Genomic DNA, 14,308 nt, shown 5'->3' on the forward strand with positions numbered 1-14,308 from the left:
AAGCCCGCATCACCGGCCGTCCCGCTCCCTGGCCTGTGCCTTCAATATGCGCTCGACCGTGGCGACAAGCTCGGCTTCGGGCACCGAGACCTGCGCCACGCGCGCCTCGCGCCATTCCTCGTTGCTGTCGATTTCGGCCGAAAGCCGGGCGCCCTCGAGCAAGTCCTTGACCTGAACCTCGCCCCGGTCGCGCTCGTCCGCGCCCTGGATGACGGCGACCGGGCAACCGCGCCGGTCGGCATATTTGAGCTGGTTGCCGAATTTCTTCCAGTTGCCCTGATACATCTCCGCGCGGATGCCGGCGGCGCGCAGCGTCTGGGTGAATTGCTGGTATTTCGCCATCGCCGCCGTGTCGCCGTCCATGACGGTGACCAGAACCGGCGGCCGCACCGGATCCTGGCCGAGCTTGCCGAGATTCTTCAGCGCGGTGGCGAGCCGCGACACGCCGATCGAAAACCCGGTCGCCGGCACCGGCTGGCCGCGAAACCGCGATACCAGCCCGTCATAACGCCCGCCGCCGCCGACCGAGCCGAAGCGCACGATCTCGCCCTTTTCGTTGGGGATCTCGGCGGTGAGCTCGGCCTCGTAGACCGGACCAGTATAATATTCGAGCCCGCGCACGACCGAGGGGTCGATGCGAATCCGATCCGGGCCGTAGCCGGCGGCTTCCACAAGAGATGCTATCTGCTCCAGTTCGGAAGCACCCTCGCGCGTCATCGCTTGCAGCGCTTCGAAATTGACCGGCGTGCGATCGGGGTTTTCGCTTCTCAACGGACTGCGATAGCGGCCTTCTCTGACTTCCTGGAGAAAGCCCTCCTTCCCGACGAAATCGATGATGATCGCGGCCTGCGTCTCATCCAGCCCCGCGCCCTTGGTGAAATCGCCCTCGCCCTCGCGCCCGCCGTCCCAGCGGCCGGGACCGAGCAGAAGCTTGACGCCTTCCGGCCCGAATTTGTCGAGCTTGTCGATCGCCCGCAGCACGGTCAGCCGGCGGCCGGCATTCTCCGCGCCGCCGAGCCCGATCGCCTCCATCACCCCGTCGAGCACCTTGCGGTTGTTGACGCGGATGACGTAGTCGCCGCGGGCGATGCCGAGCGCCTCCATCACGTCGGCCATCATCATCGCCATTTCGGCGTCCGCCGCCACCGAGGGCGCGCCGACCGTGTCGGCGTCGAACTGCATGAACTGGCGGAAGCGGCCCGGGCCTGGCTTTTCGTTGCGAAACACCCAGCCGGCGCGATAGGTGCGGTATGGAAGCTGGATGTCGTTGAAATTCTCCGCCACGTGGCGCGCCAGCGGCGCGGTCAGGTCGTAGCGCAGCGACAGCCACTGCTCGTCGTCGTCCTGAAACGAAAACACGCCCTCGTTCGGCCGGTCCTGGTCGGGCAGGAACTTGCCGAGCGCGTCGGTATATTCGATCAGCGGCGTTTCCACCGGCTCGAAGCCGTAAAGCTCGTAGACTTCGCGGATCCTGCCGCACATTTCCTCCACCGCGCGGATATCGGCCGGTGCGCGGTCGACGAGGCCGCGCGGCAGCCGCGCTTTCATTTTCTGGGGTTTGCCGCTCATGTCGTGCTGCGTCCAGGCGATGGAGTGAACCGTGTGGCGTGAAATGTTTCTTCAACAAAGAAACGACAGCCGGCGTGTAACCGATGCGGCAGGGAGCGGCAAGGGTCGGGCCGGTCAGCCCGGCCGGGCGAACTGCTCGCGTTCGAGCTCCACCACCTTCCGGCACACGCAGCCTTCGATATGGTCGTTGACCAGCCCCATCGCCTGCATGAAGGCGTAGACCGTGGTCGGGCCGACAAACGACCAGCCGCGCCGCTTCAGCTCCTTGGAGATGCGCGTCGAGGTCGCCGTCTTCGGATTGGCGAGAAGCGTGGCATAGTCGACGACGGCCGGCCGCTCCTCCGCTCCCGGCTCGAACGACCAGAACCAGGCCGCGAGCGAGCCGGCCTCGTCGGCCAGTTCGCGCGCCCGGCGGGCATTGTTGATGGTGGATTCGATCTTGCCGCGGTGGCGCACGATGCCGGCATTGGTCAACAGCCGCTCCACGTCGCGCTCGGTATAGAGCGCCAGCCGGTCGATGTGGAAATTCTCGAAAGCCTCGCGAAAATTCTCCCGTTTTCTCAAGATGGTGATCCAGGAAAGCCCGGCCTGGAAGCCTTCCAGGCAGATTTTTTCGAACAGGCGCCGGTCGTCGGCGACCGGGCGCCCCCATTCATGGTCGTGATAGTGCTGGTAGAACGGGTCGTTGCCGTGCCAGAAACAGCGCAGCGCCCCGTCCTCACCCGCGATCAATCCGCTTTTCTGCTCGTCCATGCACTCGAAATCCGTCCGTTAACGCGCCTGGGGCCGGCTTTAAGCGCGCCTTTACCAGATTCCTGAACCGGCCGGTAACCACACCGGACTCTTTCCTGACAGATCGGCATTTTAACGAACCGGATTCACCATTCCGACTCTCCGCGCCGCCACAATCGCCGTTGCTTCCGGGCGTCCCCTCGTTACGCGCCCGGTCATCAGACGAAATGTGGAGAGTACGTCCGATGCGAATCCTGTCCTTGTTTGCCGGCGCCGCCGCCGTCGCCCTTTTGGTTTCGGGTGCGGCGGCCGGCGAGCGCTACGGAAAACGCCCGCCGCTGACGGTCAGTCCCGATCTGAGCGCGCCCTGGGTGATGCAGTTGCAGAGAAAACCGACCCTCGACCGGTCGAACACGGCACGCCGCATCGGCAATGCCGAGGCGATTGCGCGCGCCCGCCGGACGATGGACCAGCAGCGCCCGGCCTATGTGCGGCGCGGCGGGGTCGTTTACGACCGCGGCGCGCAGGTCCGTTTCGCCGAGCCGCGCGCGACGCGCGCCCATCGCAATCGGCCGCTGGAGACGGCTGCCGTCGCCCGGCCGGCGCAAAAGCCGGCGCAGCCGCAGATGAACCCGATCTATCTGCCGCAGACGGTCGATTATGGCGGGCCGGAAAAACCCGGCACCATCGTCATCGATACCACCCAGAACTTTCTCTATCTCGTCCAGCCGAGCGGCAAGGCACGCCGCTACGGCGTCGGCACCGGCAAGCCCGGCTTCGAATGGGCGGGCACGCACAAGGTTACCCGCAAGCGCGAATGGCCGGACTGGCGCCCGCCGGCCGAGATGATCGCCCGCGAGCGCAAGAAGGGCCGCGTCCTGCCCGCGCACATGAAGGGCGGGCCGGCCAATCCGCTTGGCGCGCGCGCGCTTTATCTCGGCTCCACGCTCTACCGCATCCACGGCACCAACCAGCCCTGGACGATCGGCCAGGCGGTGTCCTCGGGCTGCATCCGCATGCGCAACCAGGATGTGATCGAGCTTTACGAGCGCGTCGGCGTCGGCACCCAGGTCAAGGTGATCTGACACCGACATAACGAGACCCGATTTTCGCGGCGGGGGCAGCCGGTCGCAGCGCGACCGGCGACGACGCGGCGAAGGGGCGGTGTGCCGAGGGGGCGCGCCGCCCCTGTTTTTTGGCCTAGCGCCTCTCTTCAAATATTAGCTTTCCCTCATTCAGAAATCTGATGTAGGCAGGTCGTGGGAGAGAAGCGGCGACGATTCGCCGGCCCGCGCATGGCTAGGCCCAGGCGCGGGGGTGTTGAACAGGCATGCGATGCCCGACCGCCGGGCGGGCGCGTGCCGCAGGGAGGGAACCCATGGACATCATCCTGTCCGTCTTCTTGCCGTTGGCGCTCGCCATCATCATGTTTTCGCTCGGGCTCGGCCTCACGCTCGCGGATTTCGCGCGCGTGGCGCGCGAGCCGAAAGCGTTCGCGCTCGGCGCCGTCGCGCAGCTTTTGCTGCTGCCGCTGATCGCCTACCTGACCGTGATCGGCTTCGGGATTTCGGGCGAGCTGGCGGTCGGCCTGATGATCCTCTCCTTCTGCCCGGGCGGCGTGACGTCCAACATCCTGACCCGCTTCGCCAAAGGCGACCTCGCCCTGTCGATCTCGCTGACCGGTGTCATCAGCCTGGTCTCGGTGGTCACCGTGCCGGTGCTCGTCGGCCTGACGGCCGGCCATTTCCTGGGTGTCGACGCCCCGCCGGTCGATGTCACCGCGCTCGGCGTCGCCATGTTCGCCATCACCGCCGTGCCGGTGGCGATCGGCATGCTGGTCCGGCGCTTCGCCGCCGGCTTCGCCGATGCCGTCGAAACGCCGGTCTCCCACCTTGCGACGGGGTTATTTTGCATCGTCGTCGTGGGCGCGCTGGCCTCCAACTGGACGGTGTTCGTCGACAATCTGCCGGTGCTCGGCCCCGCCGTCGTCGCCCTCAACGTGGTCATGCTGGCCATCGGCACGGCGATGGCGCGCGGCGGCGGGCTCAATCGCGGCCAGTCCTCGGCGATCGCCATCGAGACCGGCATCCAGAATGCCACGCTCGGCATCACCGTCGGCTCGCTGATCAGCGAGCAGGCGACCGGCCTGCCGCCCTTTTCGCTGCCGTCCGGCGTCTACGGCATCACCATGTATCTGGTGTCGATCCCGTTCGTGCTGTGGCGGCGGCGGCTCGCGCCGGCCTGAAGCCGGTCAGGCGGCCGGCAGGCCGGCGGGTTTCGGCCCGCCATAGGCCCAGTCGAGCAGTTCGACCGTGTGCACCACCGGCAGGTCGGACCCGGCCCCGATCTGGGTCATGCAGCCAATATTGCCGGTCGCCACCAGCGCCGCGCCCGTCGCCTCGATGTTTTTCACCTTGCGCTCGCCCAGCCGGGCCGCGATCTCGGGCTGGAGGATGTTGTAGGTGCCGGCCGAGCCGCAGCACAAATGGCCCTCGCGCGGCTCCTTCACGGCGAAGCCGGCCCGGCTTAGGAGCGCCTTCGGCTCCCTAACGATCTTCTGGCCGTGCTGCATCGAGCAGGCCGCATGATAGGCGACCGTCAGGCCGCACGGCGCGTCGGGTTCGGGCAGGTCGAGGCTCGCCAGATATTCGGTGACGTCCTTGGCCAGAGCCGACACGCGCGCCGCCTTATCCGCATAGGCCGGGTCGAGCCGCAGCATGAACCCGTAATCCTTGATCGTCGTGCCGCAGCCCGACGCGGTGATGACGATCGCGTCGAGGCCGCCTTTGTCGAGTTCGGCCGTCCAGGCGTCGACATTGCGCCGGGCCGCGTCCAGCGCGTCCGCCTCGCGGCCCATATGGTGCACCAGCGCGCCGCAACATCCCTCGCCTGCGGTGACCACCACCTCGACCCCGAGCCGCGTCAGAAGCCGGATCGCCGCATCGTTGATGCCGGGATCGAGCACCGGCTGCGCGCAGCCCGAAAGCAGCGCCACCCGCCCCTTGCGCTCTCCCCGCGCGCCGCGCACGCCCGGCTTCGCCGAGGCGGACTTTTTCGGCACGCGTGCCGGGGCGAGCGCCAGCATGGCGCCGAGCGGCTTCAACGGCCCGATCCGCCGGAAAAACCCGGCGAACGGGCGGCCGAGGCCGGCCAGCGACAGCGCGGCGCGAAACCGCGCCGGATAGGGCAGCACCATGGCGAGCAGGCGCCGCGTCAGGCGGTCGGTCAACGGCCGGCGATAGGTCTTTTCGATATGGGCGCGGGCGTGATCGACAAGGTGCATGTAATTGACGCCGGACGGACAGGTCGTCATGCAGGCCAGGCACGACAGGCAGCGATCGACATGGGTGACGATCTCCTTGTCCGCCGGACGGCCGTTTTCCAGCATGTCCTTGATCAGGTAGATGCGCCCGCGCGGACTGTCGAGTTCGTTGCCGAGCGTCACATAGGTCGGGCATGTCGCGGTGCAGAAGCCGCAATGCACGCATTTGCGCAAAATGGCCTCGGATTCGGCGATATGGGGGTCGGCGAGCTGTTCGGGGGTGAAGGCGGTCTGCACGTCAGGTCCTGGATCGGGGAAGAAAAATAGCGGCGGCGGGCACGGCGACATCCGTCTCGCCCGGCGGCGGCGATGCCGCCGATGCGGGCAGGTCCGCGCCCCTTCCCCCGACGGCCATCAAATCAACCAGCTTTCCGGATTGTCGATCGGCTCCTCGCGGGCGGATTTCTGCAGGCCGATGACGATGCGCACGATCGCCCACACCGCGACCGCGATCATCAAGAGGAAGCCGATGCCGATCACCGCCAGCACCACGCAGATCACGCCGTAAAGCACGCCGATCCAGAAGGTGCGGATCGCCCAGGTATAGTGCGTTTCCACCCAGCCGCCGGCCTTGCCGCGGTTCATGTGGGCGAGCACGATGCCGATCAGCGCCGTCACGCCGATGGCCAGGCTGACCAGATAAAGCACGTAGATGATCTGGATGTTGGTCTTGCCGGCCTCGAGCCAGCGATCGGTCTGCCGCGGCTCGTTCGGACCGGAATTCATGTCGCTCATCGTTTGTCTCCTCAATCTTGCGCTTCGAGGCTAGCAGAACTGCCGGCGGGATACATCCGCCCCGGATTGAGAACGTTGTGCGGATCGAATTGGTTCTTCAACCGCGACGAAAGCGCGGCCAACGGCGCCGGCTGCGGCTGAAACACGGGCACGGACGACCGCCAGACCGGCCCCGCCCGCACCAGGGTGGCGTGGCCGCCGCCATGCGCGGCAACCAGCGCGCGCACGATGTCGGCCTCGGGCTCGCTGTCCATGCGCAGCCATACCAGCCCACCCTGCCAGTCGTAGAACGCATCGGCCGCCGCCTGCATCCGGAGCGCCATCACCAGCGCGTGCCCGCGCGTCGGCGGCACGGAAACGCGCCAGACCGGACGTTCGGTGCCGTCGCAAAACGGCGCCGCATCGCGGATTTCGCGCCAGAGCGTCCGCGAGACCTGATCCTCGAGCGTCTCGATCTCGCCGCCCTCGAACAGGCTCGCCAGCACGTCGCGGCGATAGGCGACCGACGGGCCGAACCCTTCCAGGCGCAGCAGCGTCGATGCCGCGCCGGCAAGCGCGCCGGCGATCACGGATCCGGTCACGCTCTCGGGCAGATGCGCGGCGCCGGACACCTCGCCGGCCGAGCCCATGGCCGCCGCCATCGCCATCGCCGCGTCCGCATCGCTCAACCCGCGCAGGACAAGCGTGGTCTCGGTCTCGGCCGCCGGCAACACCTTGAAGGTGACGTCGGTAACGACGGCGAGCGTGCCCCAGGACCCGGCCATCGCCTTGGACAAATCGTAGCCGGTGACGTTCTTGACCACGCGCCCGCCCGATTTAAAAGCCTCGCCGCGTCCCGACACGGCATGAATGCCGAGCACATGGTCGCGCGCCGCCCCGGCCTTGATGCGGCGCGGGCCGGCAAGATTGCCGGCCAGCACGCCGCCGATCGTGCCGCGCCCGGCCGGGGCACCGAAAAGCGGCCCGTAATCGAGCGGTTCGAAGGCAAGTTGCTGGCGCTTTTCGGCCAGCAAGGCCTCGATCTCGACAACCGGCGTTCCGGCCCTGGCCGACAGGACCAGTTCCTCGGGCTCGTAGAGGGTGACGCCCGACAGGGCTGACAGGTCGAGCGCGTGCTCGGTCTGCGCCGGCCGGCCGATGCCGCGCTTTGTGCCGTGGCCGAGGATTTCCAATGGCGCGTCCTCGCCGACCGCCCATTGCACGGCGGCAAGGACGTCCTCGGCGCGGGAGGGGGAAAATACGGTCATCGGATCGCGTCCACCAATCGTGCATCGATTCCAGATCTTGCCAACAAGCTTACGGCCTTCCGGTCGAACGACACGAACGTCTCCCCACCCATCGATGCGCCAGCCAGCGCGATCGCGCCATCGGCGAAATCGCCACCGGCCTCGAGCAACACCAGCCCGGCGGCCACAGCCGCATCATCGACCGAAACATTGGCCCGGTCGCAAACCATCCGGATCGACCACGCGACCTTGTTCGGCGGGATGGCATATGTCGCCAGGAGAACCCACGCAAATTCGCACAGACAGGGCAACGGGATCACAACTGTTTCCGCCGCCTCGAGCAATTCTAGCGCCCTGTCTGCCTGAGAGACGTCGTCCCGAACGACAATCCGCACCAGAATATTGGTGTCGACCGTGATCCTCACTTCGACAGTCCCGCCCAGCCCTTCGCGATTGCCTCATTCATCTCTTCGATCGTTGCGACGTTCCCGGTCTCCTCGGCCAGCATTCCATAGATATCAGCCCACGGGCCTTTCGGCCGCGCAGCCCTGATCGACAGCGCGCCATCGGGCAATTGATAAACCTCGATTTTCTGCCCCGGTGCGACACCGAGATGTTTCAACAGTTCCTTTTTCAAAGTCACTTGGCCCTTGGCGGTCACCGTAAGCATCGTCATCGCATCACCTCTCGGCTAAAGTAAGGCGAAATTGCCTTACTTCCAAGCAAGAGCCAGTGCCCGGCCCCTTGCCGGATATTTTGCTTGAGCAGCATCGCTGTCAAAACCGCGGAATGTCGGGAAACGGGATTTGGCCGCGATGGATGTGCATGCGACCGAGTTCGGCGCAGCGCCGCAATTGCGGAAACACCTTTCCCGGATTGAGCAGGTGCTGCGGGTCGAAGGCGCATTTGACGCGCATCTGCTGGTCGAGATCGATTTTGGAGAACATTTCGCCCATCAGGTCGCGTTTTTCCACGCCGACGCCGTGCTCGCCGGTCAGGACGCCGCCGACCTTCACGCACAGCCGCAAAATGTCGGCACCGAACTCCTCCGCCTTTTCCAGCTCGCCCGGATTGTTGGCGTCGTAGAGAATCAGCGGATGCAGATTGCCGTCGCCGGCATGAAACACGTTGGCGACGCCGAGCCCGTATTTTTGCGACAGCGCGCGCATGCCGGCCAGCACCGTCGGCAGCGCCTTGCGCGGAATGGTGCCGTCCATGCAGTAATAGTCGGGCGAGATGCGCCCGACGGCCGGAAACGCCGCCTTGCGTCCGGCCCAGAACGACAGCCGCTCCTCCTCCGAGGTCGAGATGCGGCTGGTCACCGCGCCGTTCTTGGCCGCGATCGCCTCCACCTGGTCGATCAGATGGTCGATCTCGGGGCCCGGCCCGTCGAGCTCGACGATCAGCAACGCCTCCACGTCGAGCGGATAGCCGGCCTGGACGAAATCCTCCGCCGCGCGGATCGCCGGCCCGTCCATCATTTCCATGCCGCCCGGCACGATACCCGCGCCGATAATGTCGGCCACGCACTGCCCGGCCGCCTCGCTGGAGGAAAAGCCGACCAGCATGGCGCGCGCGGCCTCCGGCTTTTTCAGGATGCGCACGGTGATCTCGGTGACGACGCCGAGCAGCCCTTCGGATCCGGTCATCAGGCCGAGCAGGTCGTAGCCCTCCGCGTCGAGATGGCTGCCGCCGAGCCGCACCACCTCGCCCGACATCAGCACCATTTCGACACCGAGCACATTGTTGGCCGTCAGGCCGTATTTCAGGCAGTGGACGCCGCCGGCGTTCTCCGCGACATTGCCGCCGATCGAACAGGCGATCTGTGAAGATGGGTCCGGCGCGTAATAAAACCCGTCCTGTTCGACGGCGTGGGTGATGGCGAGATTGGTCACTCCCGGCTGCGCGGTGACCGCACGGTTGGCGTAATCGATGTCGAGAACACGGTTGAAACGGCTCATCACCAAAAGCACCGCGTCTTCCAAAGGCAGCGCCCCGCCCGACAGCGACGTGCCGGAGCCGCGCGGCACCACGCGGATGTTGCGTTCATCGCAATATTTGAGGATTCGCGCCACCTGCGCCGTGGTCTCCGGCAGCACAACCACCAGCGGAAGCTGGCGGTAGGCCGTCAACCCGTCGGTCTCGAAGGCGCGCATCGCGTTGACCGTGTCAACGACCCCCTCGCCGGGAACGATGATTCGCATGTCGGCAACTATTTCGGCGCGCCGCGCCAGCGTCGCGGCGTCCGCTTCGGGCATCACAAGGCCGGACATGATCTCACCTCCAACTGGTCAAAAGTGTTTACCAGTTTTGCGGAGCGACGCAAACCATCTGTCTAAATCTCGCCTGGAAATGAGTTTGTTCACAGACGGTTCATGTCACAACCGCTCTTGATAACGGTTCAACGCCGGTCGCCACCATGGGTCCGGCAAGCGAAATACGGTGTGGCAGGACAAAACACTCAAAACACGGGATCGTGAACCACTGATCGATTTCACCGTATTAGCATCAGACAGACAAACCATGATGTTCCATGACAAATATTGCCGATCTTGAGATTTTTTCACGTGTGGTTTCAGCCGGCAGCCTGTCGGGAGCGGGACGCGAACTGGGGCTGTCGCCGGCGGTCGTGTCCAAAAGACTGCGCAAGCTGGAAGACCGGCTTGGCACACGGCTCTTGCAGCGCACCACGCGCCAGGTCGCGCTGACGGAGGCCGGCCAGGGGTTTTACGAGCGCGTCGTCGCCATCATTGCCGGCATCGAGGAGGCAGAGGCGTTCGTGACGCGACGTTCCACGCAGCCGCGCGGCACCTTGAAGATTTCCGCACCGACCTCGTTCGCACGCATGCACATCGCACCGCATCTCGGCGCCTTCATGCGCGAAAATCCCGACCTGTCGATCAATCTCGTCTTGTCGGACGATTTCGTCGACATTGTCGGCGACGGCTTCGACCTTGCCATCCGCATCGCCGAACTGTCGGATTCCAGCCTCGTGGCGCGCCGGCTCGCGCCGGTCGAGCGGGTGCTGGTCGCCGCCCCGTCCTACCTGTCGGAGCATGGGTTGCCGCAATCGATAGAGGATCTGGAACGGCATGTCTGCCTGCCCCAGCACAACAACGAGGCCTGGCGGCTCGAAGGTCCGCACGGTCCGGTCGTCTACCGGGCCGAAGGACCGCTGCAGACCAATTCCAGCGAAGTCCTGCGCGAAGCGGTGATCGCGGGAATGGGCCTCGCCCTGCGCTCGACCTGGGATATCGGCGCCGAGATCGCCTCGGGCCGGCTGGTGCGGGTCATGCCGGAATTCGCCGCCTCCAAGAGCGTGGCCATCCACGCCGTCTATCCCTCGCGCCGCTTCCTGCCGGCCAAGGTGCGGCTTTTCATCGACTATCTGGCCGGCCTCTACGGCCCCGTGCCCTATTGGGAAACGGCCCCGGACGGCGCCGGGTCGACGCCGGTCGACGGCGAAGCCCTCGCTCACACGCCGAGGCCGAACGGCAGCGCAGGACGCCCCAACGGCGCGCGGCCCTGATCGCGGAACCCTCATGAACACCGGTTCCAGGCCGACCGGCCTGAAGATGTCTTGTCGAAACCGAGCGTCGGTCTCGCAGTTCAAAAACGCGTCAAAACAATAAGGTGGAGCCGGTCTGCGAGTCCGCGAAAAGCAAAACGGCTCTAGGCGACGTGACGGCGGCGGATACGCCGCACCAGCCACCACACCGCAAGCACCACCGGCACGACGGCGAGCGCGGTCGTCTGCTCGGGCTTGAGCGGCAGGCCGAGATCGACCGCGCCCTTGGCCAGGTAGCCGGCAAGCCCGACCACGTAATAGGACACGGCCGCCACCGACAGTCCCTCCACGGTCTGCTGCAATCTGAGCTGGAGCTTGGCGCGTCGGTTCATCGAGCCGAGAAGATCCCGGTTCTGGCGTTCCACCTCGACGTCGACCCAGGTTCTGAGCAAATTCGCCGCGCGCGCCAGCTTGCGCGACAGATTGGCCTGCCGTTCCTCGATCGAACGACACGTGCGCATCGCCGGCGCAACCCGTCTTTGCAGAAACCCCGACCAGGTGTCGTAGCCGGGCACGGCCTCCTCGGCGAGCGCGGCCAGCCGCTCCTCCACAATGCCGTGATAGGCGCGGCTGGCGCCGAACCGGTAGAGACTGGCCGCCGCGTCCGCCTCCAGCTCGGCGGCAAGCTCGGTCAGTTCGTTCAACTGTCCCTCGCTGTCGCGGCGTTCGCCCGAGCGCATTTCGCCTGTGAGTTGCGCCAGCCTGTCCTCGATACGGCGTATGCGCGGCGACAGCGACTGTGCCAGCGGCAGGCCGAGCATGGCCAGCGTGCGATAGGTCTCGATGTCGAGAAGCCGTTGCGCCAGCGCCCCCACCCGCGCCGAGGTCAGCCCGCCGTCGAGCAGCAGGATACGCGTCAGGCCGTCGCCGTCCTGACGGAAATCGGTGGCGACCGCCGCCTTGCCGCCCTCGACGAGCGAATAGCACAGGCTCGCCGGATCGAAGTTTTCGATCAACCGCTCGGCGCGCGCGTCCCAGGGGCGAATATCGATCCGCACGCCCGAAATCACCGTTCCCGGCGCCGAAAATCCGTGTCCGAACGGTCCGGCGTCCCCCTGGTCATCGCCGCCGTTCGGCGGCCCCTCCCAGAAATAGGTGGAGAACTCGGTATGGCGCTCCCAGCGCAGCGTGCCACGGCCCCATTTCATCGCATGGTGGCGGGCCTGGCGATCCGGCGGCGCGACGCCGAGCCGCCGCGACAGCTCGGCAAGGACGGCTTGGTCGAGCGTGCTGCCGCCCTCTGTCATGAAGGCGAGCTGGACAAGCCGGCGCGGCGTTTCGATCGGCGGATGCGGGCGCGCATGCACCTCGCCGAGCGCCCCGGCCCGGCCGCCATAGGCCGGCAATCCCATCACGCTGCCGGAAAGCGAGCTCTCTTGCTGGGTTCCGGTCTCATCGTCACGCATCGGTGTTTCCGCCTCCCAATGGCAAGACCAGCTTAATCGATTGACACCACCCGTCCATGCGGCATGGCGCCTCCGCCGCGCCTGCTTGTCCCGCAAAGTGGATAAAAAAATTGACCAGTGCGGCGAGTGTTTCTAAGACTGGGGCGATTGTCACTTGCCGGACGGTACTCTTGCACGAGGTCTACACCCGAATCCAGCATGCCCGCACCGCCGACGAGGTCGTGCGCCGCATCGAGGATCTGATCCTCGAGGGCGTCCTGCGGCCGGGCGACCGTCTGCCGGGCGAACGCGATCTGTCGAGCCGGCTCGATGTCTCGCGGCCGATCCTGCGTGATGCGCTCAAACAACTCGAGACGCGCGGGCTGGTCGTCTCGCGCCACGGCGACGGCACCCGGGTCGCGGACCTCATCGGCGAAGTGTTCACGGCGCCGGTGATGGATCTCGTCGCCACCCACGGCAAGGCGATCGCCGACTATCTGGAATATCGACGCGAGATCGAGGGCATCGCCGCCGGCTTCGCCGCCGCCCGCGCCACCGAAGACGACCGCGCCCTCTTGTCCGACATTCTTGCGCGCATGCGCCAAGCGCACGGTCACGCCGATTTCGAGCGGGAGGCGGCACTCGACGTCGAGTTCCACAACACCGTCGGCGAATGCGCCCACAACATCATCCTTCTGCACACGCTGCGCTCGTGCTACCGGCTCCTGGCCGACGGGGTCTTTTTTAACCGCGGGCTGATCTATGCGCTGCCCGACGCGCGCGATACGCTGCTTCAACAACATGTCGCCATCGGAGAGGCGGTCCTGGCGGGCGACCCGGACAGGGCCGGCCGGGCCGCGCGCGACCATATCGATTTCGTGGAGAAGGCGATGAGCGAAGCCGAACGCACCCAAAACTGGCAGAAAATCTCGCGTCTGCGCTCGTTGCAGCGCGCGGCCGGGCAGAAGCCCGCGCAAGGAGGCGAGCGTTGAGCGATTCTGGTCAAGCACGGCCGAAGGTCGGCCTGTTCGTCACCTGTCTGGTCGACCTGTTCCGACCCCAGGTCGGCTTCGCCGCCGTCAAACTGATCGAGGAGGCGGGCTGCGACGTCGACGTGCCGATGGCCCAGACCTGCTGCGGACAGCCGGCCTATAATTCCGGCGACAGCGCGGACGCGCGCGACATCGCGCAAGCCACCATCCGCGCCTTCGAGGGGTTCGACTATGTCGTGGCGCCGTCCGGCTCCTGCGCCGGCATGCTGAAAAAGCACTATCCGCAGCTTTTCTCCGACGACCCGGACTGGCGCGCGCGCGCCGAGGCGTTTTCTGTCCGGGTGCACGAGCTGGTGAGCTTCCTGACCGACATCATGGGCCTGGACGCGGTCGCGGCCACCCACCCGGCCACCGCCACCTATCACGATTCCTGCTCGGGCCTGCGCGAACTCGGCATCGCCGCCCAGCCGCGCGCGCTGCTCGCCTCGGTCGAGGGGCTGACGCTGAAGGAAATGCGCGATCCCGACGTGTGCTGCGGTTTCGGTGGCACGTTCTGCGTCAAATATTCCGACATCTCCAACGCGATCGTGGAGAAAAAAACCCAGACCATCGAGGCGAGCGGGGCCGAGCTGCTTCTGGCCGGCGATCTCGGCTGCCTGATGAACATGGCCGGCAAGCTGAAACGGCAAGGCTCGGCGATCGAGGCGCGCCATGTCGCCGAGGTCCTCGCCGGCATGACGGACACCGCACCGATCGGCGGCAAAGGTTAATCCATCCAC

General features: G+C 66.2%; 14 protein-coding genes. 5 read left to right on the forward strand and 9 right to left on the reverse strand.

Annotated elements, in window-relative coordinates; translation table 11 throughout:
• Nucleotides 1-9 precede the first annotated feature (9 nt).
• Both hisS and C7T96_RS08090 read right to left on the reverse strand, forming a co-directional pair.
• Entirely contained in the window at nt 10-1,569 is a 1,560-nt protein-coding gene (gene hisS, locus C7T96_RS08085) for a histidine--tRNA ligase (protein ID WP_106570699.1), read from the reverse strand.
• A gap of 114 nt (nt 1,570-1,683) precedes the next feature.
• A complete protein-coding gene (locus tag C7T96_RS08090) occupies nt 1,684-2,322 on the reverse strand; it encodes a DNA-3-methyladenine glycosylase I (RefSeq protein ID WP_106570700.1) in 639 nt (212 codons plus the stop codon).
• Between the two features lie 224 nt (nt 2,323-2,546).
• Here C7T96_RS08090 and C7T96_RS08095 point away from each other — a divergent pair, with 224 nt between their 5' ends.
• On the forward strand, nt 2,547-3,386 hold the full coding sequence (locus C7T96_RS08095; RefSeq protein WP_106570701.1) for a L,D-transpeptidase: 840 nt from the start codon (nt 2,547-2,549) through the stop codon (nt 3,384-3,386).
• A 293-nt stretch (nt 3,387-3,679) separates the two neighbouring features.
• The gene (locus C7T96_RS08100) at nt 3,680-4,546 is read left to right on the forward strand and encodes a bile acid:sodium symporter (RefSeq protein ID WP_106570702.1); all 867 of its coding nucleotides are present in this window, start codon (nt 3,680-3,682) and stop codon (nt 4,544-4,546) included.
• Nucleotides 4,547-4,552: 6 nt separating this feature from the next.
• Here C7T96_RS08100 and glcF read toward each other — a convergent pair whose 3' ends face one another.
• The 6 genes from glcF to C7T96_RS08130 all read right to left on the reverse strand — a co-directional run bounded on the left by glcF (nt 4,553) and on the right by C7T96_RS08130 (nt 9,857).
• Nucleotides 4,553-5,860 (reverse strand): glycolate oxidase subunit GlcF, encoded by a 1,308-nt coding sequence (glcF, locus tag C7T96_RS08105; protein ID WP_106570946.1) that lies wholly within the window; start codon nt 5,858-5,860, stop codon nt 4,553-4,555.
• Nucleotides 5,861-5,977: 117 nt separating this feature from the next.
• A complete protein-coding gene (locus tag C7T96_RS08110; RefSeq protein WP_106570703.1) occupies nt 5,978-6,358 on the reverse strand; it encodes a DUF4870 domain-containing protein in 381 nt (126 codons plus the stop codon).
• Between the two features lie 11 nt (nt 6,359-6,369).
• Nucleotides 6,370-7,605, reverse strand: a complete 1,236-nt coding sequence (gene glcE, locus C7T96_RS08115; RefSeq protein WP_106570704.1) for a glycolate oxidase subunit GlcE — start codon at nt 7,603-7,605, stop codon at nt 6,370-6,372.
• The gene (locus C7T96_RS08120) at nt 7,602-8,009 is read right to left on the reverse strand and encodes a type II toxin-antitoxin system VapC family toxin (protein ID WP_106570705.1); all 408 of its coding nucleotides are present in this window, start codon (nt 8,007-8,009) and stop codon (nt 7,602-7,604) included. The genes glcE and C7T96_RS08120 overlap by 4 nt, the downstream gene beginning before the upstream one ends.
• Nucleotides 8,006-8,260 carry an AbrB/MazE/SpoVT family DNA-binding domain-containing protein gene (locus C7T96_RS08125; protein ID WP_106570706.1) on the reverse strand — a complete coding sequence of 85 codons (255 nt, stop codon included), beginning with the start codon at nt 8,258-8,260 and terminating at the stop codon, nt 8,006-8,008. Before C7T96_RS08125 ends, C7T96_RS08120 begins: the two co-directional genes overlap by 4 nt.
• A 100-nt stretch (nt 8,261-8,360) precedes the next feature.
• Nucleotides 8,361-9,857 (reverse strand): FAD-linked oxidase C-terminal domain-containing protein, encoded by a 1,497-nt coding sequence (locus tag C7T96_RS08130; RefSeq protein WP_106570707.1) that lies wholly within the window; start codon nt 9,855-9,857, stop codon nt 8,361-8,363.
• 260 nt (nt 9,858-10,117) lie between these two features.
• On the opposite strand from C7T96_RS08130, the gene C7T96_RS08135 reads away from it, so the two are divergent.
• Nucleotides 10,118-11,113, forward strand: coding sequence for a LysR family transcriptional regulator (locus tag C7T96_RS08135; RefSeq protein ID WP_106570708.1), 996 nt, complete (start codon nt 10,118-10,120; stop codon nt 11,111-11,113).
• A 143-nt stretch (nt 11,114-11,256) separates the two neighbouring features.
• Here C7T96_RS08135 and C7T96_RS08140 read toward each other — a convergent pair whose 3' ends face one another.
• On the reverse strand, nt 11,257-12,558 hold the full coding sequence (locus C7T96_RS08140; RefSeq protein ID WP_245414098.1) for a DUF3422 family protein: 1,302 nt from the start codon (nt 12,556-12,558) through the stop codon (nt 11,257-11,259).
• A 170-nt stretch (nt 12,559-12,728) separates the two neighbouring features.
• Here C7T96_RS08140 and C7T96_RS08145 point away from each other — a divergent pair, with 170 nt between their 5' ends.
• Nucleotides 12,729-13,529 (forward strand): FadR/GntR family transcriptional regulator, encoded by an 801-nt coding sequence (locus tag C7T96_RS08145; RefSeq protein WP_106570709.1) that lies wholly within the window; start codon nt 12,729-12,731, stop codon nt 13,527-13,529.
• Nucleotides 13,526-14,299 (forward strand): (Fe-S)-binding protein, encoded by a 774-nt coding sequence (locus C7T96_RS08150; protein ID WP_106570710.1) that lies wholly within the window; start codon nt 13,526-13,528, stop codon nt 14,297-14,299. Before C7T96_RS08145 ends, C7T96_RS08150 begins: the two co-directional genes overlap by 4 nt.
• Nucleotides 14,300-14,308: the final 9 nt, after the last annotated feature.

The sequence above is a fragment of the Nitratireductor sp. StC3 genome (genome assembly GCF_003015025.1).
GTDB classification, from domain to species: Bacteria; Pseudomonadota; Alphaproteobacteria; order Rhizobiales; family Rhizobiaceae; genus Mangrovimarina; species Mangrovimarina alexandrii.

Excerpts from the sequence above, each read along its gene's own strand:
- C7T96_RS08100 (WP_106570702.1), top strand. The coding sequence starts at position 3,680 with ATGGACATCATCCTGTCCGTCTTCTTGCCGTTGGCGCTCGCCATCATC.
- C7T96_RS08110 (WP_106570703.1), bottom strand. The coding sequence starts at position 6,358 with ATGAGCGACATGAATTCCGGTCCGAACGAGCCGCGGCAGACCGATCGC.
- C7T96_RS08125 (WP_106570706.1), bottom strand. The coding sequence starts at position 8,260 with ATGACGATGCTTACGGTGACCGCCAAGGGCCAAGTGACTTTGAAAAAG.
- C7T96_RS08090 (WP_106570700.1), bottom strand. The coding sequence starts at position 2,322 with ATGGACGAGCAGAAAAGCGGATTGATCGCGGGTGAGGACGGGGCGCTG.
- C7T96_RS08140 (WP_245414098.1), bottom strand. The coding sequence starts at position 12,558 with ATGCGTGACGATGAGACCGGAACCCAGCAAGAGAGCTCGCTTTCCGGC.
- C7T96_RS08135 (WP_106570708.1), top strand. The coding sequence starts at position 10,118 with ATGACAAATATTGCCGATCTTGAGATTTTTTCACGTGTGGTTTCAGCC.
- C7T96_RS08095 (WP_106570701.1), top strand. The coding sequence starts at position 2,547 with ATGCGAATCCTGTCCTTGTTTGCCGGCGCCGCCGCCGTCGCCCTTTTG.
- glcE (WP_106570704.1), bottom strand. The coding sequence starts at position 7,605 with ATGACCGTATTTTCCCCCTCCCGCGCCGAGGACGTCCTTGCCGCCGTG.
- C7T96_RS08130 (WP_106570707.1), bottom strand. The coding sequence starts at position 9,857 with ATGTCCGGCCTTGTGATGCCCGAAGCGGACGCCGCGACGCTGGCGCGG.
- hisS (WP_106570699.1), bottom strand. The coding sequence starts at position 1,569 with ATGAGCGGCAAACCCCAGAAAATGAAAGCGCGGCTGCCGCGCGGCCTC.